The organism is Paenibacillus sp. 102, from assembly GCF_039549175.1.
Taxonomy (GTDB): domain Bacteria; phylum Bacillota; class Bacilli; order Bacillales; family Bacillaceae_G; genus Bacillus_A.
Genome location: NZ_JBCGHT010000016.1, coordinates 1 through 18,869 on the forward strand (window position 1 = coordinate 1; position 18,869 = coordinate 18,869).

The 18,869-nt window shown below is 38.0% G+C and carries 16 protein-coding genes, 2 rRNA genes and 1 riboswitch; of the genes, 16 read left to right on the forward strand and 2 right to left on the reverse strand.

Translation table 11 applies throughout. The annotated features are described in order from the left end of the window. Together AAIE21_RS23295 and rrf are read left to right on the forward strand one after the other, a co-directional pair. Positions 1-96, forward strand: a 23S ribosomal RNA gene (locus AAIE21_RS23295); the annotation flags it as partial. A 50-nt stretch (positions 97-146) separates the two neighbouring features. Next, positions 147-262: ribosomal RNA gene (gene rrf / locus AAIE21_RS23300) — 5S ribosomal RNA — on the forward strand. Positions 263-360: 98 nt separating this feature from the next. On the opposite strand, the gene AAIE21_RS23305 is transcribed toward rrf, so the two are convergent. Beyond that, complete coding sequence (locus AAIE21_RS23305; RefSeq protein WP_343268945.1) at positions 361-570, reverse strand: hypothetical protein; 210 nt, start codon at positions 568-570, stop codon at positions 361-363. An 805-nt stretch (positions 571-1,375) separates the two neighbouring features. Next, a riboswitch (purine riboswitch) is annotated at positions 1,376-1,477 on the forward strand. A gap of 110 nt (positions 1,478-1,587) precedes the next feature. Between AAIE21_RS23305 and purE the strand changes: the two genes are divergently transcribed. The 12 genes from purE to purD all read left to right on the forward strand — a co-directional run bounded on the left by purE (position 1,588) and on the right by purD (position 14,994). Further along, the gene (gene purE, locus AAIE21_RS23310) at positions 1,588-2,073 is read left to right on the forward strand and encodes a 5-(carboxyamino)imidazole ribonucleotide mutase (protein WP_207995775.1); all 486 of its coding nucleotides are present in this window, start codon (positions 1,588-1,590) and stop codon (positions 2,071-2,073) included. Beyond that, the gene (gene purK, locus AAIE21_RS23315) at positions 2,070-3,221 is read left to right on the forward strand and encodes a 5-(carboxyamino)imidazole ribonucleotide synthase (RefSeq protein ID WP_343268946.1); all 1,152 of its coding nucleotides are present in this window, start codon (positions 2,070-2,072) and stop codon (positions 3,219-3,221) included. Before purE ends, purK begins: the two co-directional genes overlap by 4 nt. Beyond that, entirely contained in the window at positions 3,218-4,519 is a 1,302-nt protein-coding gene (purB, locus tag AAIE21_RS23320) for an adenylosuccinate lyase (protein ID WP_343268947.1), read from the forward strand. The genes purK and purB overlap by 4 nt, the downstream gene beginning before the upstream one ends. 94 nt (positions 4,520-4,613) lie before the next feature. Further along, a complete protein-coding gene (gene purC, locus AAIE21_RS23325) occupies positions 4,614-5,333 on the forward strand; it encodes a phosphoribosylaminoimidazolesuccinocarboxamide synthase (RefSeq protein ID WP_343268948.1) in 720 nt (239 codons plus the stop codon). After that, positions 5,326-5,580 (forward strand): phosphoribosylformylglycinamidine synthase subunit PurS, encoded by a 255-nt coding sequence (gene purS, locus AAIE21_RS23330; RefSeq protein ID WP_000278826.1) that lies wholly within the window; start codon positions 5,326-5,328, stop codon positions 5,578-5,580. Before purC ends, purS begins: the two co-directional genes overlap by 8 nt. Then, positions 5,577-6,260: a phosphoribosylformylglycinamidine synthase subunit PurQ gene (gene purQ, locus AAIE21_RS23335; protein WP_343268949.1), complete on the forward strand. Its 684-nt coding sequence runs from the start codon at positions 5,577-5,579 to the stop codon at positions 6,258-6,260. The genes purS and purQ overlap by 4 nt, the downstream gene beginning before the upstream one ends. Then, the gene (purL, locus tag AAIE21_RS23340; protein ID WP_343268950.1) at positions 6,244-8,463 is read left to right on the forward strand and encodes a phosphoribosylformylglycinamidine synthase II; all 2,220 of its coding nucleotides are present in this window, start codon (positions 6,244-6,246) and stop codon (positions 8,461-8,463) included. The genes purQ and purL overlap by 17 nt, the downstream gene beginning before the upstream one ends. Beyond that, the gene (gene purF / locus AAIE21_RS23345) at positions 8,448-9,863 is read left to right on the forward strand and encodes an amidophosphoribosyltransferase (protein WP_343268951.1); all 1,416 of its coding nucleotides are present in this window, start codon (positions 8,448-8,450) and stop codon (positions 9,861-9,863) included. The genes purL and purF overlap by 16 nt, the downstream gene beginning before the upstream one ends. A 116-nt stretch (positions 9,864-9,979) precedes the next feature. After that, on the forward strand, positions 9,980-11,020 hold the full coding sequence (gene purM, locus AAIE21_RS23350; RefSeq protein ID WP_343268952.1) for a phosphoribosylformylglycinamidine cyclo-ligase: 1,041 nt from the start codon (positions 9,980-9,982) through the stop codon (positions 11,018-11,020). Further along, positions 11,017-11,604 (forward strand): phosphoribosylglycinamide formyltransferase, encoded by a 588-nt coding sequence (gene purN / locus AAIE21_RS23355; protein ID WP_343268953.1) that lies wholly within the window; start codon positions 11,017-11,019, stop codon positions 11,602-11,604. The genes purM and purN overlap by 4 nt, the downstream gene beginning before the upstream one ends. A 24-nt stretch (positions 11,605-11,628) precedes the next feature. Beyond that, complete coding sequence (purH, locus tag AAIE21_RS23360; RefSeq protein ID WP_343268954.1) at positions 11,629-13,164, forward strand: bifunctional phosphoribosylaminoimidazolecarboxamide formyltransferase/IMP cyclohydrolase; 1,536 nt, start codon at positions 11,629-11,631, stop codon at positions 13,162-13,164. 564 nt (positions 13,165-13,728) lie between these two features. Then, positions 13,729-14,994 (forward strand): phosphoribosylamine--glycine ligase, encoded by a 1,266-nt coding sequence (purD, locus tag AAIE21_RS23365; protein WP_343268955.1) that lies wholly within the window; start codon positions 13,729-13,731, stop codon positions 14,992-14,994. A 65-nt stretch (positions 14,995-15,059) separates the two neighbouring features. Here purD and AAIE21_RS23370 read toward each other — a convergent pair whose 3' ends face one another. Further along, positions 15,060-16,466, reverse strand: a complete 1,407-nt coding sequence (locus AAIE21_RS23370; protein WP_343268956.1) for a sigma-54 interaction domain-containing protein — start codon at positions 16,464-16,466, stop codon at positions 15,060-15,062. Positions 16,467-16,653: 187 nt separating this feature from the next. Between AAIE21_RS23370 and AAIE21_RS23375 the strand changes: the two genes are divergently transcribed. Both AAIE21_RS23375 and gcvPA read left to right on the forward strand, forming a co-directional pair. Further along, positions 16,654-17,430: an SDR family NAD(P)-dependent oxidoreductase gene (locus tag AAIE21_RS23375; RefSeq protein ID WP_343268957.1), complete on the forward strand. Its 777-nt coding sequence runs from the start codon at positions 16,654-16,656 to the stop codon at positions 17,428-17,430. A gap of 30 nt (positions 17,431-17,460) precedes the next feature. Continuing rightward, positions 17,461-18,858 (forward strand): aminomethyl-transferring glycine dehydrogenase subunit GcvPA, encoded by a 1,398-nt coding sequence (gcvPA, locus tag AAIE21_RS23380; protein ID WP_343268958.1) that lies wholly within the window; start codon positions 17,461-17,463, stop codon positions 18,856-18,858. The last annotated feature ends 11 nt before the right edge of the window (positions 18,859-18,869 follow it).

The window sequence follows — 18,869 nt, forward strand, 5'->3', positions numbered from 1 at the left end:
TAAGATCCCTGAAAGATGATCAGGTTGATAGGTTCGAGGTGGAAGCATGGTGACATGTGGAGCTGACGAATACTAATAGATCGAGGACTTAACCATATAATATGTAGCAAATGTTATCTAGTTTTGAAGGAATATACCTTCATCAGTTTGGTGATGATGGCAGAGAGGTCACACCCGTTCCCATACCGAACACGGAAGTTAAGCTCTCTAGCGCCGATGGTAGTTGGGACCTTGTCCCTGTGAGAGTAGGACGTCGCCAAGCAAAAACCTAAGTCGTTTCGACTTAGGTTTTTTATGGTTTTAAATTCTTTTTTCATACTATTATTCAGGCATAAAGGCATCCTTTAGTTCAAAAACACTTTAATCGGTAGGTTCTTCTATCTCAAAGTGAGAATGCCAGTTTTCAAAATAATCATTTTCCATTTTCTTTTCAAAAACAACTATTGGAAAACTGCAAAAAACTTCGCTTTGAACTACTTCTTGAATTAATTCTCTTGCAGATATTTCTCCATAATCCCTAATAAATACTTTTTTATCTAATGGGAACTCCCACACATTCAACTTTTCCATTTCCTCAGCACTATATCCTGCGGCATCTCTTAACCAAAAGACAGCAATATCTTTACTATTGCTAATAACAACTTCATAAAAATGATCATTACCTATTGCATAGGCTTTTAATTTTTTATACTTTTTTATTGTTATTTCCTCTTCCTAAGCTTCTTATTTTTTATTCTAAACATATAGTGTTACGCAACTACACTCTTCTTTGGTTGAAAAACGAATTCGAAATTAAACGACTTTATTATGATTGAAAGGCAATCTACCCCGTAAAATCCCGGTTGGTGAGGGCAACCATCAGGGGTGGATCAAGAAAACTCTACTGATGGAAGTTTCACTTTATTACTTCATTATCTTCGATACATATCATTGGGAATATTTTATCATTGTTCATTTTTAATTCTCCTGATACGATTGAACCGTTTAAATCCTCTGAAAAGTTCTGTGCTTTTAATTCATCAACTAGCTTATTTCTCGCATAGCAATTCTTTTCGCACACATTAGTACAAGCATAAAGCCAATAAATAAAAAATCTTGATAACTGTAAATTATTCATACGCTTCGGGAAATGCCTTATTCATCTATGTAATCTTTTTAGCTCCATTGATATAGTACTCTAATGAAACCTTGTTGTTAAAGGAAAATCCTTGTATATCTATATTTTGAATTATTATCTTAATTTCCGTTCTTACTTGCATATATTTTCATTTCTTTTTTTGAATATAACTAAAACACGAACGTTATTAATATCTAACAAAAAAACATTCGATTATTTATTGACATTACTTATGAAATATTGTTAATATAGCCATAGAAACAATATTATATTGCACCTCATATAATCGCGGGGATATGGCCTGCAAGTCTCTACCTAACGACCGTTATTCGTTAGACTATGAGGGAAAGTCACTCGGTATTTTTCTATTCACAAGGGATACGTATGCCTGAGTAGAGCGCTTTCTCTCATAGTAAAAGAGAAAATGTTCTATTTCAGGCTTTTTTTATTTGAATCGGGGGGATTCTAATATGAAATCACTAGTTGGAATCATAATGGGAAGCACGTCAGACTGGGAAACAATGAAATATGCTTGTGACATTTTAGATGAATTACACATTCCGTATGAGAAGAAAGTTGTATCCGCTCATCGGACTCCAGATTATATGTTTGAATATGCAGAAACAGCTCGTGAACGTGGATTGAAAGTTATTATTGCAGGAGCTGGAGGAGCCGCTCATTTACCAGGGATGGTTGCAGCGAAGACAAATCTTCCTGTAATCGGTGTTCCTGTTCAATCAAAAGCGTTAAATGGTTTAGATTCGTTACTGTCTATCGTTCAAATGCCAGGAGGAGTACCGGTTGCAACGGTTGCGATTGGTAAGGCTGGTTCAACAAATGCAGGACTACTTGCAGCACAAATACTTGGATCATTTCATGATGACATACATGATGCATTAGAACTGAGACGAGAAGCAATTGAGAAAAATGTGCGTGAAGGTAGTGAGCTGATATGACAAGAATCATTTTACCGGGAAAAACAATTGGAATTATTGGCGGTGGCCAGCTTGGAAGAATGATGGCGCTAGCAGCGAAAGAAATGGGTTATAAAATTGCTGTACTAGATCCAGCAAAACATTCACCATGTGCACAAGTTGCTGACGTTGAAATTGTCGCATCGTATGATGATTTGAAAGCGATTCAGCATTTAGCAGAAATAAGCGATGTTATCACATATGAATTTGAAAATATTGATTATAGATGTTTACAATGGCTTGAAAAATATGCGTATTTGCCACAAGGTAGTCAGTTGTTAAATAAAACGCAAAATCGTTTTACAGAAAAGAATGCAATCGTAAGTGTTGGCTTACCAGTCGCACCATATAGACTCGTGCAGAAGCAAGACGAACTTTTAGAAGCAATTACGGAACTTTCCTTTCCTTGTGTGTTAAAAACAACAACAGGGGGATATGACGGGAAAGGGCAAGTTGTTTTAAGAAGCGAAGCGGATGTTGCAAGAGCAATGGAACTTGTAAATCAAACTGAATGTATTCTCGAAAAATGGGTGCCATTTGAAAAAGAAGTATCAGTTATTGTAACTCGCAGTGTCAGTGGTGAAACGAAGGTATTTCCAGTAGCTGAAAATATTCATGTGAATAACATTTTACATGAATCTATCGTACCAGCTCGCATCACAGAAGCACTTTCAAAAAAAGCAATTGAATATGCACAGATACTTGCGGATGAACTTCAGCTTGTGGGAACACTAGCGGTAGAGATGTTCGCTACGGTAGATGGTGAGATTTATATTAATGAATTAGCACCAAGACCTCACAATTCAGGACATTATACAATTGATGCATGTGAAACAAGTCAATTTGGGCAACATATTCGAGCAATCTGTAATTTACCTCTTGGGGAAACAAATTTATTAAAACCAGTTGTCATGGTAAACATTTTAGGCGAACATATAGAAGGGGTCCTAAAGCAAGTGAATAGATTAACCGGGTGCTATTTACACATGTATGGAAAAGAAGAAGCAAAGGCGCAGCGTAAAATGGGGCATGTAAATATTTTAAATGAAAATATTGAAGATGCTCTAGAAAAAGCGCAAAGTTTGCATATTTGGGACCATCAAGAACAACTGTTGGAGGGAAAAAGATGATTAATCGTTATACACGCCCTGAAATGGGTGCGATTTGGACGGAAGAGAACAAATTTAAAGCGTGGTTAGAAGTTGAGATTTTAGCTTGTGAAGCATGGGCTGAACTTGGTGATATTCCAAAAGAAGATGTAAAGAAAATTCGTGAACATGCATCATTCGATATGGAGCGTATTTATGAGATTGAAAAAGAAACACGCCATGATGTAGTTGCTTTCACTCGTGCTGTATCAGAAACACCAGCATTAGGTGAAGAACGTAAATGGGTTCACTACGGTTTAACATCTACAGACGTAGTTGATACAGCGTTATCTTACATCTTAAAACAAGCAAATGAAATTCTATTAAACGACTTAGAAAATTTCATTACTATTTTAGCTAATAAAGCAAAAGAGCATAAATACACAATTATGATGGGAAGAACACACGGTGTTCATGCAGAACCAACAACATTTGGTTTGAAACTTGGTCTTTGGTATGAAGAAATGAAACGTAACTTAGAGCGTTTCAAACAAGCTGCGGATACAGTTCGCGTAGGTAAATTATCTGGTGCAGTTGGTACATACGCGAACATTAATCCATTCGTAGAAAAATATGTTTGTGAAAACTTAGGATTAGAAGCAGCACCGATTTCAACACAAACGTTGCAACGTGATCGTCATGCACATTACATGTCAACACTTGCATTAATCGCAACATCTATCGAAAAAATGGCAGTCGAAATTCGTGGTTTACAAAAAAGTGAAACACGAGAAGTAGAAGAGGCCTTTGCAAAAGGACAAAAAGGATCTTCTGCAATGCCGCATAAACGTAATCCAATTGGGTCTGAAAATATGACTGGTTTGGCTCGTGTGATCCGTGGTTACATGATGACATCTTATGAGAATGTTCCATTATGGCATGAACGTGACATTTCACATTCATCTGCAGAACGTATTATTTTACCAGACGCAACGATTGCATTAAATTACATGTTAAACCGCTTTGGTAATATCGTGAAAAACTTAACGGTATTCCCAGAAAACATGAAACGCAATATGACACGAACATACGGTTTAATCTACTCTCAACGCGTAATGCTTACGCTAATCGATAAAGGGATGGTACGTGAAGAAGCTTATGATATCGTACAGCCTAAAGCGATGGAAGCATGGGAGACGCAAGTACAATTTAAAGAACTTGTAGAAGCTGATGAGCGTATTACAAGTAAGTTAACACAAGAAGAAATCAATGAATGCTTCAACTACGAACATCACATGCAACACGTTGATACAATCTTCGAACGTCTTGGATTGAACTAAGCTGAGAATTTTATATGGCACAGAATAGAGTCATTCTGTGCCATTCTTTATAAAAATATTATTCATATTTTTCAAACTACAGGGGGCTTGCGAAATGCAAAAGCTAGAATTGCTGTATGAGGGTAAGGCAAAAAGAATTTATCGTACAGAAGCAGCAGATATGGTTTGGGTAGAGTACAAAGATAGTGCTACTGCTTTCAATGGGGAGAAAAAAGCGACGATTACAGGAAAAGGTCGTCTGAACAATGAGATTACAACTCTCTTATTCAGAAAGTTACAAGAAGTGGGAATTAAAACGCACTTTGTTGAGAAGCTATCAGACACAGAACAACTTGTGAAAAAGGTTAGTATTATTCCATTAGAAGTTGTCACAAGGAACGTAATTGCAGGAAGTCTTTCAAAACGATTAGGAATGGAAGAAGGAACTGCACTTGCAGCACCAATCGTAGAACTTTACTACAAAGATGATGAATTAGGGGATCCACTTGTAACGGAAGATCATATTCGCGTGTTAGACGTTGCAACACCAGAACAAGTAAGTACATTAAGAGAAAAAGCTCTACAAATCAATCAAGTATTGATTGAGCACTTCGCAAGCTGTCGTGTAAGATTAGTAGATTTTAAATTAGAGTTTGGATTAACAGAAGAAGGCGAAATCGTATTAGCAGATGAGATTTCACCAGATACTTGTCGTTTATGGGATGAAGAGAGTAATGAGAAATTTGATAAAGATGTATTCCGCCGTGATCTTGGGAATTTAACAGAGGCATATGAAGAAATTTTAAAACGTTTAGGGGGAGCTTCACATGTATAAAGTTAAGGTATATGTAACATTAAGAGAGAGCGTATTAGATCCACAAGGAACAGCGGTGAAAGGTGCTCTGCATAGTCTTTCTTTCACAGAAGTACAAGATGTTCGTATCGGTAAATATATGGAATTAACAATTGATAAATCAGTAACTGACCTGGATAGCAAGGTAAAAGAAATGTGTGAAAAACTATTAGCGAATGTAGTAATGGAAGATTTCCGTTATGAAGTTGAGGAGGTTGTCGCACAGTGAAATTTGCCGTAATCGTTTTTCCAGGTTCGAACTGTGACGTTGATATGTTTCATGCAATTAAAGATGAGCTTGGCGAAGAGGTAGACTACGTTTGGCATGATGCAGAGAATTTAGATGAATATGATGCGATTCTTTTACCAGGAGGATTCTCTTACGGTGATTACCTTCGCTGCGGTGCTATTTCTCGCTTCGCAAATGCAATGAAGGCAGTACAAAAAGCTGCTGAGCAAGGAAAGCCAATTCTAGGTGTATGTAATGGATTCCAGATTTTAGTTGAATCAGGATTGTTACCAGGTGCATTAATGCGAAATGAGAACTTAAAGTTTATGTGCCGTACTGTTCAGCTACGTGTTGAAAATAACGAAACAATGTTTACATCTCAATATGAAAAAGGTGCAGTAATCAACATTCCGATTGCACATGGTGAAGGAAATTACTACTGTGATGAAGTAACTCTTAAAGAATTAGAAGAAAAGAATCAAATTGCATTCCGTTATGTAGATAATCCAAACGGAAGCGTTTCAGATATTGCAGGTATTGTAAATGAAAAAGGAAATGTACTTGGTATGATGCCACATCCAGAGCGTGCTGTTCATGAACTTCTTGGCGGCGCTGAAGGTTTAAAAGTCTTTCAATCTATTTTAAAACATTGGAGGGAAACATATGTCGTTAATGCTTGAACCAAATCCAACACAAATTAAAGAAGAACGTATATATGCGGAAATGGGGCTAACAGACGAAGAGTTTGCCATGGTTGAAAAGATTTTAGGACGTTTGCCGAACTACACAGAAACAGGACTATTCGCTGTTATGTGGTCAGAGCATTGTAGTTATAAAAACTCAAAACCAGTTCTTCGCAAATTCCCAACAACAGGAGAGCGCGTATTGCAAGGACCTGGTGAAGGTGCAGGAATTGTAGATATTGGTGATAATCAAGCGGTTGTATTTAAAATGGAAAGTCATAACCACCCTTCAGCAATTGAGCCATATCAAGGTGCGGCAACGGGTGTTGGTGGTATTATTCGCGACGTATTCTCGATGGGGGCTCGTCCAGTAGCATTATTAAACTCACTTCGCTTCGGTGAACTACAATCACCACGCGTAAAATATTTATTTGAAGAAGTAGTTGCGGGGATTGCAGGATACGGTAACTGCATCGGTATTCCGACAGTGGGCGGAGAAGTACAGTTTGACCCATGTTATGAAGGAAACCCACTTGTAAATGCAATGTGCGTTGGGTTAATTAATCATGAAGATATTAAAAAAGGTCAAGCGCACGGAGCTGGTAATACAGTTATGTACGTAGGTGCTTCAACAGGACGTGACGGTATTCACGGTGCAACTTTCGCATCAGAAGAATTATCTGAGAGTTCAGAAGCAAAACGCCCAGCAGTACAAGTAGGCGATCCGTTTATGGAGAAGCTTCTTATTGAAGCATGCCTAGAGCTTATCCAATCTGATGCTCTTGTTGGAATTCAAGATATGGGAGCTGCAGGTTTAACATCGTCTTCTGCGGAAATGGCAAGTAAAGCAGGGATGGGTATTGAAATGTACTTGGATGATGTACCACAGCGTGAAACAGGTATGACGCCATACGAAATGATGTTATCTGAATCACAAGAACGTATGTTGATTGTTATAAAAAAAGGTAGAGAGCAAGAGATTGTAGATTTATTTGAAAAGTATGGCTTAGCGGCAGTTACGATGGGGAAAGTAACGGAAGATAAAATGCTTCGCTTATTCCATAAAGGTGAAATGGTAGCGGAAGTGCCAGCAGATGCATTAGCAGAAGAAGCACCAATTTATCATAAGCCTTCAAAAGAAGCAGCGTACTTTAAAGAGTTCCAAGAAATGAAAATGGAAACACCGAAAGTAGATAATTATAAAGAAACATTACTAGCTCTATTACAACAACCAACGATTGCAAGTAAAGAGTGGGTATATGATCAGTATGATTATCAAGTGCGCACAAGCACAGTTGTTACACCAGGATCAGACGCGGCAGTTGTACGTGTACGTGGTACAGAAAAAGCATTAGCAATGACAACAGATTGTAACTCTCGCTATATTTACTTAGATCCTGAAATGGGCGGTAAAATTGCAGTAGCAGAAGCTGCACGTAATATCGTATGTTCAGGCGGAGAGCCACTTGCAATTACAGATTGCTTGAACTTTGGTAATCCGGAAAAACCAGAGATTTTCTGGCAAATTGAGAAATCAGTAGATGGTATGAGTGAAGCTTGTCGTACACTACAGACTCCAGTTATCGGCGGAAACGTATCAATGTACAACGAACGTAGCGGTGAAGCTGTATATCCAACACCGACTGTTGGTATGGTAGGTCTTGTTCATGACTTAAAACATGTAACAACACAAGAGTTTAAGGAAGCTGGAGATCTAGTTTATGTAATTGGTGAAACGAAAGCTGAGTTTGGTGGTAGTGAATTGCAGAAGATGGTGTACGGTAAAATCTTTGGTCAATCACCAAGCATCGACTTAGAAGTAGAATTAAAACGCCAAAAACAATTGCTAGAAGCAATTCAAGCAGGACTTGTTCAATCAGCACATGACGTTGCAGAAGGCGGATTAGCAGTTGCGATTGCTGAAAGCGCAATTGGCGCTAAAGGCTTAGGTGCTACTGTGAAATTAGATGGGGAAGCAACAGCGGCATTATTTGCAGAATCACAATCACGATTTGTCGTAACAGTGAAACGTGAAATGCAAGAAGCATTCGAAAAAGCAGTAGAAGCAATTCAAGTTGGGGAAGTCACAAATACAAATGAAGTAACAATTCATAATGAAGAAAATGAAGTATTACTTACAGCAAATGTTGATGAAATGAGAAAGGCTTGGAAAGGGGCAATCCCATGCTTGCTGAAATAAAGGGGTTAAATGAAGAATGTGGCGTTTTTGGAATTTGGGGGCATGAAAATGCAGCACAAGTTACGTACTACGGATTGCACAGCTTACAGCACCGTGGGCAAGAAGGCGCAGGCATTGTTGTTAATAATGGAGAGAAAATCGTCGGCCATAAGGGGTTAGGTTTAGTATCAGAAGTGTTTTCAAGAGGTGAGCTAGAAGGCTTAAATGGAAGATCGGCAATTGGACACGTACGCTATGCAACAGCGGGCGGCAGTGAAGTAGCGAATGTGCAACCACTATTATTCCGTTTCTCTGATCATAGTATGGCATTAGCTCACAACGGAAATTTAATTAATGCAAAAATGCTTCGCCGTGAATTAGAGGCAGAAGGAAGTATTTTTCAAACAAGTTCAGATACAGAAGTACTGCTTCATTTAATTAAGCGTAATACAAAAGGTTCACTAATCGAGAGCGTGAAAGATGCATTGAACAAAGTGAAAGGTGCATTTGCGTATCTTTTACTAACAGGAAACGAAATGATTGTTGCGTTAGATCCGAATGGATTCCGCCCACTTTCAATTGGAAAAATGGGAGATGCGTACGTTGTAGCATCTGAAACATGTGCTTTCGATGTAGTTGGTGCAACATACATTCGTGATGTAGAACCTGGGGAACTACTTATCATTAATGATGAGGGGATTCAAGTAGATCGTTTTACAAACGAAGTAGATCATGCAATTTGTAGTATGGAATACATTTACTTTGCACGTCCAGATTCTAATATTGCAGGCATTAACGTTCATGCAGCACGTAAAAACATGGGGAAAGCTTTAGCAAAGGAAGCTCCTATTGAAGCAGATGTTGTAACGGGTGTACCAGATTCTAGTATTTCAGCAGCGATTGGTTATGCAGAAGCAACTGGTATTCCATACGAATTAGGATTAATTAAAAATCGTTACGTTGGTCGTACCTTTATCCAACCTTCTCAAGAATTGCGTGAGCAAGGGGTAAAAATGAAGCTTTCAGCAGTACGAGGAGTAGTTGAAGGAAAACGCGTTGTAATGATCGATGATTCTATTGTACGAGGAACAACAAGTAAACGAATTGTTCGAATGCTTCGCGAGGCAGGAGCGACAGAAGTGCATGTGAGAATTGCTTCTCCACCACTTAAGTATCCTTGTTTCTATGGCATTGATATTCAAACGAGAAAAGAATTGATTGCAGCAAATCACTCTATAGAAGAAATACGTCAAATCATTGGCGCAGATTCTTTAACATTTTTAAGTGAAGATGGTTTAGTAGATGCAATTGGGCGCCCATATGAAGGGAAATACGGCGGCTTATGTATGGCTTACTTTAATGGGGATTATCCAACAGCTCTGTATGACTATGAGCAAGAACTTTTAGAAAGTATGAAATAAAAAAGCGGAAAGCTTCTACTTTATTTTAAGTAGAAGCTAGCTTTTTCCTAACACATACTCTATAAAAAGAGTGCCCGCTTGGGTGGGAGAAATTAAAAGACGAGGTGTAAAAAACGATGGCGAATGCATATAAGCAAGCAGGAGTAGATATTGAAGCTGGATATGAAGCGGTATCTCGCATGAAAAAACACGTACAAACAACAATGAGAAAAGAAGTACTAGGCGGTCTTGGCGGTTTTGGAGGCATGTTTGATCTATCAAAATTTGCATTAGAAGAACCCGTATTAGTATCTGGAACAGACGGCGTGGGTACAAAATTGATGCTCGCTTTTATGATGGATAAACATGACACAATTGGTATTGATGCAGTAGCGATGTGTGTAAATGATATTGTTGTCCAAGGGGCAGAACCGCTTTTCTTCCTTGATTACATTGCTTGCGGTAAAGCAGAACCTAGTAAAATTGAAAACATCGTCAAAGGTATATCAGAAGGTTGTCGCCAAGCGGGTTGTGCGCTAATTGGCGGAGAGACAGCTGAGATGCCAGGTATGTATTCCACTGAAGAGTACGACTTAGCTGGTTTTACGGTTGGGATTGTTGATAAAAAGAAAATTGTAACAGGTAAGTCTATTGAAGAAGGTCATGTGTTAATTGGTTTAGTATCTAGCGGTATTCATAGTAATGGTTATTCTTTAGTGCGCAAAGTGTTATTAGAAGACGGGCAGCTATCTTTAGATCGTATACATGGTCGCTTAGAACTACCTCTTGGTGAAGAACTATTAAAGCCAACGAAAATTTATGTCAAACCTATTTTAGAACTATTGAAGAAATATGAAGTATATGGCATGGCTCATATTACAGGTGGCGGTTTTATTGAAAATATTCCACGTATGTTGCCAGAAGGAATCGGTGCAGAAATTGAACTAGGTTCTTGGCAAATTCAACCGATTTTTAGCTTACTTCAAGAAGTTGGAAAACTAAAAGAAAAAGAAATGTTCAATATTTTTAACATGGGTATTGGTATGGTAGTGGCAGTAAAAGAAGAAGATGCAAAAGATGTTGTTAAGCTTCTTGCAGAGCAAGGAGAAAAAGCACACATCATTGGACGCACTGTAAAAGGATCAGGTGTCACTTTTAATGGAGGCACAGAACTATGAGTAGATTGGCAGTCTTTGCCTCGGGAAGCGGTTCTAACTTCCAAGCGCTAATTAATGCAGTGGAAGAAAAAAGATTACAAGCTGATATTAGTTTGCTAGTATGTGATCAACCTGAGGCTCGTGTTATCGGACGAGCGCATTACCATCATGTTCCATGCTTTGCTTTTTCAGCGAAAGAATATGAGTCAAAAGAAGCGTTTGAGAATGAGATATTAAAAAAACTGCGAGAATACGAGATTGATTGTGTTATTTTAGCTGGATATATGCGTCTTATCGGGCCAACATTACTAGAAGCATACGGCGGGAAAATCATTAACATTCATCCATCATTATTACCAAGTTTTCCAGGAAAAGATGCTGTTGGTCAAGCGTTAGAGGCAGGAGTGAAAGTAACAGGAGTGACGATTCACTACGTAGATGCTGGGATGGATACAGGACCGATTATTGCACAAGAAGCAGTAAATGTTTCTGACGCGGATACGAGAGAGAGTTTACAAAAGAAAATTCAGCAAGTTGAACATAGATTGTACGTAGATACGGTGAACGAAATCGTTCAATCTATGAAAGAGAAGACTGTTAAATAACATTCAACTAGGGGTGAAGGATAAATGAAAAAGCGTGCATTAGTAAGTGTTTCAAATAAAACAGGTGTTGTAGAATTTGTTAAAGGGTTACTTGAACAAGGGATTGAAGTTATTTCAACAGGTGGAACGAAAAAATTGTTAGAAGAAAATGGCTTACAAGTAATTGGGATTTCTGAAGTAACAGGATTCCCAGAAATTATGGATGGTCGTGTGAAAACATTACATCCAAACATTCATGGTGGTTTACTTGCAGTACGTGATAATGAAACGCATGTAACGCAGATGAATGAATTAGGCATTCAACCAATCGACTTTGTTGTTGTAAACTTATACCCATTTAAAGAAACAATTGCTAAACCTGATGTGACATTTGCTGATGCAATTGAAAATATTGATATCGGTGGTCCAACGATGATCCGTTCAGCTGCGAAAAATCATAAATTTGTATCAGTAATCGTTGATCCAACAGATTATGATGTTGTACTAGCGGAGCTAAAAGAAAACGGTGAAGTTACAGACGAAACAAAACGTAAATTAGCGGCAAAAGTATTCCGTCATACAGCGGCATATGATGCATTAATTTCAAACTATTTAACAGAACAAATGGGAGAAGAAAGCCCAGAAACATTAACAGTAACATTCGAGAAAAAACAAGATTTACGTTACGGAGAAAATCCACATCAAAAAGCAACATTCTATAAAGCGCCATTTGCAGCAACTTCTTCTGTTGCTTATGCAGAGCAGTTACATGGAAAAGAGTTATCTTATAACAACATTAATGACGCAGATGCAGCGCTTAGCATTGTAAAAGAATTTACAGAACCAGCAGTGGTGGCGGTAAAACATATGAACCCATGCGGAGTTGGTGTTGGTACTGATATTCATGAAGCATATACACGCGCTTATGAAGCGGATCCTGTATCTATCTTCGGAGGCATTATTGCATCCAATCGTGAAATTGATAAAGTTACGGCTGAAAAATTACATGAAATTTTCTTAGAGATTGTTATCGCACCTTCTTTCTCACAAGAAGCTTTAGAAGTGTTGCAAAGTAAGAAAAATCTACGTCTGTTAACGGTAAATATTGAAAAGTCGGCAAATGCAAGTAAAAAACTAACTTCTGTACAAGGTGGTCTTTTAGTTCAGGAAGAAGATACGTTAGCACTAGATGAAGATGCAATTACAGTTCCAACAAAACGTGAACCAACAGAACAAGAATGGGCCGATTTAAAACTAGCTTGGAAAGTTGTAAAACACGTAAAATCAAATGCGATTGTTTTAGCAAAAGATAACATGACAATCGGTGTTGGCGCTGGACAAATGAACCGCGTTGGCTCAGCGAAAATTGCCATCTCGCAAGCTGATGACAAAGCGCAAGGTAGTGCTTTAGCATCTGATGCATTTTTCCCAATGCCAGATACAGTAGAAGAGGCTGCTAAAGCAGGTATTACAGCAATCATTCAACCTGGTGGATCGATTCGTGATGAAGATTCTATTAAAAAAGCTGATGAATATGGTATTACTATGGTGTTCACGGGCGTCCGTCATTTCAAACATTAATAGAGGAAGTTTAAAAAGTCCGGTCAAGATAACCTTCGCATTTCGTCGTTGCTTTGCCAGTCCGGTACTCATGTAGTATAAGCTACACTCCGTATCCTCCTGGCTGCAGCGCCTCGAACTGCTCGGTTCTCTTGATCCTCCTTTTTAAACTCGGATTAATAGAGGAAGTTCAAAAAGTTCGGTTAAGATAGCTGTCGCATTTCGTCGTTACGTCGTCAGTCCGGTACTCATGTAGTGTCAGCTACATTTCGTGTTCTCCTGGCTTCCGTGCCTCGAACTGCTCGGTTCTTTTGATCCTCCTTTTTAAACTTGGATTAATAGAGGAAGTTCAAAAAGTCCAGTTAAGATAGCTGTCGCTTTATTAGTACATGAAATTATATCAGCGATTTTCCCGATATATCGATCGTTTCTCAACGTATATCGGCAGAAATTGAAATATATCGGTGATTCGAAAATGGATATCGACCATTCGACAAATAATGATATAAAGAAGCAGTTGTTAGTTTCAACAAAATAGGAGCAATGCTCCTATTTTGTACTTATTTGAATAATGGAGGTTGAAATATGAATGTTTTAGTAATCGGTCGCGGTGGGCGCGAGCATGCTTTAGCTTGGAAGTTTGCCCAGTCTGAGCAAGTGGAAAAAGTGTATGTAGCACCAGGGAATGAAGGCATGAGAGATGTGGCAATGCCAGTTGATATTGATGAAAACGATTTTGACGCACTTGTTCTGTTTGCGAAAGAGAACAATATCGCTTTAACATTCGTTGGTCCTGAAATTCCTCTTATGAATGGAATTGTTGATCGTTTTGAAGCAGAGGGGCTTCGCGTTTTTGGGCCGAATAAAGCAGCCGCTGTAATTGAAGGAAGTAAAGCTTTTACAAAAGAGTTGATGAAAAAATACGATATTCCAACGGCAGCATATGAAACGTTCACAAACTATGAGGAAGCAGTGGCGTATATTCAAAAGGTTGGTGCACCTATTGTGATTAAAGCGGACGGTTTAGCAGCTGGAAAAGGTGTAACAGTAGCAATGACGTTAGAAGAGGCATTGCAAGCTGTAAAAGAAATGCTGCAAGATGTAAAGTTTGGGGAAGCAAGTAAAAAGGTTGTTATTGAAGAGTTTTTAGATGGACAAGAATTTTCTTTAATGGCATTCGTAAATGGAACAACTGTTTACCCAATGGTAATTGCACAAGATCATAAACGCGCTTTTGACGGTGATAAAGGACCGAATACAGGAGGAATGGGTGCATATTCTCCTGTACCACAAATTCCAGAATCAGCGGTTGAAGTAGCGATTGAAACTGTTTTACATCCAACCGCTCAGGCGATGATCAAAGAAGGACGTTCATTTACAGGCATTTTATATGCAGGTCTTATTTTAACAAGTGAAGGGCCAAAAGTAATTGAATTTAATGCGCGCTTTGGGGATCCAGAAACAGAAGTTGTATTACCTCGTTTAGAAAGTGATTTAGTTGACGTATGTAATCGCGTATTAGATGGAGAAGAATTAACGCTTAAATGGTCTAAAGAAGCAGTCATTGGTGTAGTACTTGCTTCAAAAGGATATCCAGAGGCATATAAAAAAGGTGCTGTGATTCGTGGATTAGATACATTGGAAGATGTAATTGTTTTTCACGCAGGTACAGCTATGAAACATGGAGATTTTGTAACAAACGGCGGTCGTGTACTATTTGTTGCTTGTAAAGCAAAAGACTTACAAGGAGCAAAGGATAAAGTATATAAAGAGATAGAAAAAATTGAGAGCGATGGTTTATTTTATCGAAGTGATATCGGATACCGCGCAATTGCAAAGGTAGATTGCTAGAAGCTAACATATTTTATGTTAGCTTCTTTTTTTGTTTAGTAGTTTTTATAAAAAATTAAGTTATATTATCTAGTCGGTTCAGATATCCCGAGTTTCTCCATTTTCCTGTATAACGTTCGCACACTTACTCCTAAAGCAGCAGCGGCTTGTTTTTTTCCTTCGTAATCATAACCATAATCATGAAGTTTTTGAATAATACTTTCTTTTTCAACTTCTTGCAATGCACCATGTTGTTTTGTGGATGAACGTAGTAAATCTGAATTGTTTTGAAGAAATACTGGTAGTGATGAGGCGGTTAATTGACCGTTTTTCTCCATATTCATGCTATATTCTAAAACATTCTCTAGTTCACGAATGTTCCCGGGCCAGTGATATTGTTTTAATCTTGCTAGGAATTCATCGGTATAAGTTTGAATGAATTTTCCTGTTCTTGTTTGTAATTTTTCAATTAAGAAGGGAACAAGTTTTTGTAAGTCTTCTTTCCGTTCGCGGAGTGGTGGTAAATGGATAGGAATCACATTGAGTCTGTAGTAAAGATCTGAACGGAATTGTTTAGATACTATCAATTTTTCTAATGGTTGATTTGATGCAGCGATAATTCGGACATTCACTTTTTTAGGAAGTGTTCCACCAATTCTTTGTACAACACCATCTTGCAGTACTTTCAATAGTTTTGGTTGTAAATGGAGAGGGAGATCGGCAATTTCATCTAAAAATAGTGTTCCTCGATCAGCCATTTCAAAGTAACCCGGTTTTCCTTTTTTTCTTGCTCCCGTAAATGCACCTTCCTCATAGCCGAAGAGTTCACTCTCAAATAAAGATTCAGGAATACTAGCGCAATTTATTTCAATAAAATCTCCCCTTTGGAACATACTTTGTTCATGAATCAGTTTTGCCATTAAGCTTTTCCCTGTCCCTGTTTCTCCTGTAATAACGATAGAGGAAGTACTACTTTTCATGTTTTTTAAGATTTCTTTTATGTTTTGTAATGTATAGCTATTTCCAAGGATGTATTCAGTGTGTTTTAATTTTGTCCCTACTCTGGCAGGAGAATAATTCGTTTCATGGATAATATCGGTAATAATTTCTTTTAATTTTTCCATCCAATAGATAAAATCTTTTTGCTGATCGAGCAATTTCTGTTGCTTATCTTTTGAAAAACTAACGAATGAAAGATAGCCATAGTGAAGTTCATTTTGAATCATATTTTGTATGATTTCTGCAGTTGATGGACAGCTCTTTTGAAAATGACAACCATGACACATATTCATATGCCCTGGTTTATGTACAAAGGTAATGGGATGTTCGTATAGTTTTTGGAAAAAAGGGAGGTATACACGCTCTCCTTTTTTCTTTTTATATTCTTCCGTTGAAGCAATTAATAGCCCTTCTTGGTTAAAATAAGCAATTTCTATTTGTAAGAGTTCAGCAAAGGTATGAATAATTTTTGTAATTGCTGTGATTGTAGACAAGTTAGCCCTCCTTTCTATTATATAATTATTGTATGATAATTCAGAAAAATACAAAAGTGTCAAATGTTTGTCAAAAATGTCAAATGATTGTGCTAAGGTTGCTTGCTACGATAAGAGTTTTCTATGTAATAAGATTGGCATGCTTTTTGCTTAATAAAAAGCAGATGCAAATAAAGGGGGCTTTTTCATGGAAAGAGATTATTTTCAATTAAAGGATAAGGTGGCAGTTGTGACTGGAGCGGCATCAGGAATTGGGTATGCGACCGCAATGATTTTTGCTGAAGTAGGGGCTACGGTTATTCTTTTAGATATTGATGAAGAAAAGGGTATGCAAGCCATGCAGAGTTTACGAGATGAGGGACAGCGAGCAGAGTTTTTGAAGTGCGATGTAACAAGTGATTCAGATTGTAAGAATATCAGTGAACATATTAAGCGGGTATATGGAAGTGTAGATGTGTTGTTTAACAATGCGGGAATTATTAGAAGAAAAACAGTTGTTGAATTAGAGGAAAGGGAATGGGATTCAGTTATTAATGTTTCATTAAAAGGTGTATACCTTTTATCTAAATATATCATTCCAATTATGGCTGAAAAGAAAGGTGGAAGTATTATTAACACTGGTTCCGGATGGGGGCTAAAAGGAGGCGATAAAGCAGCGGCATATTGTGCTGCGAAGGCAGGTGTTGTGAACTTAACGAAGGCGATGGCAATTGATCATGGACCGCAAAATATTCGAGTAAACTGCATATGCCCAGGTGATACAGATACGCAGTTACTACGTGACGAGGCGAAGCAATTGAATGTAGAAGAGGGGGCGTTTTTGAAAGATTCAGCAATAGATCGACCTCTATCAAGAATTGGTACGCCTCGTGATATTGCAAAAGGTGTTTTATTTTTGGCTAGTGATTTATCATCTTGGGTGACAGGAACGGAACTCGTTGTTGATGGCGGAGGCTTAGCGTAATTGAATGAAATTTAATAAGGGGGTATTAAGATGACGAAAAAGGTACATCCTTACATTCCAAATATGGTACCTGAAGTAAAGGAAGAGATGTTAAAAGAAATAGGCGCTGAATCCGTGATGGAATTATACGCTTGTATACCAGATGAATTAAAGTTGAAAGAGGAAATGAATATACCGAAGGCGCTTACAGAATACGAATTGCGTCGCCATATTGAAGGGATATTGTGTAAGAACACGAGTACAAGTGAATATCTAAATTTTCTAGGAGCAGGTTGTTGGCAACATTTTGTACCAGCTGTTTGTGATGAAGTGAATCAAAGATCGGAATTTCTGACGGCATATGCTGGAGAACCATATGAAGATCATGGTAGATTTCAAGCATTATTTGAATATCAAAGTTTAGTCGCTGAACTTGTTGATATGGACGTTGTAAATGTGCCTACATTTGATTGGGGGCAAGCAGCAGCTACAGCGATTCGGATGGCTGCTCGTATAACAAAAAGAACAGAGGTATTAGTAGCACAAACCGTATCACCTGAGAGAATGAAAATTATTCAAAATTATGGGTCTCCAAATCTTGAATTTATTTCTGTTGGTTATGACGATGAGAATGGCCTTCTAGATTTAGAAGATTTAAAGAATAAGATATCTTCTAATGTAGCAGCAATTTATTTTGAAAACCCTTCGTATTTGGGGTTTATTGAATCAAAAGGGATGGAAATTGCGGAAATTGCGAAGCAGTATGATGCATTAGTAGTAGTTGGTGTTGATCCAATTTCACTTGGAGTGTTGGCACCGCCAAGTCACTATCAAGCGGATATTGTTTGTGGTGATTTGCAGCCGCTTGGTATGCATATGAACTATAGCGGAGGACAAGCGGGATTTATTGCTACGAGAGATGAAGAAAAATTTGTGAATGAATATCCTTCACGGTTATTTGGAATTGTACCAACCGTCAAAGAAGGAGAGTACGGATTTGGAGATGTAGCTTATGACCGGACATCTTTTGCGCTTCGTGAAAAAGGAAAAGAATCAGTTGGTACACAAACAGCGCTATGGGGGATTACAGCAGGGGTTTATTTATCATTACTTGGACCAAATGGTATGTATGAATTAGGTCAAACCATTATGCAAAATAGTCAATATGCAGTAAAGCAATTGAATAAAATCCCTGGAGTGAGAGGTTCAAGATTAAGTTCTCCATTTTTTAAAGAATTTCTTGTCGATTTTAATGAGACCGGTTTATCGGTAGAAACCATAAATAAGAGATTGTTAGAAAAACAGATATTTGGAGGAAAGGATATTTCGAAAGAGTTTCCTATATTTGGTCAATGCGCTTTATATTGCGTTACAGAAGTTCATACGAAGGAAGAGTTGGATCAGTTAATTGCCGCTCTTCAAGAAATTGTGACGAATGAAAATGAATGAACAGAAAGGAG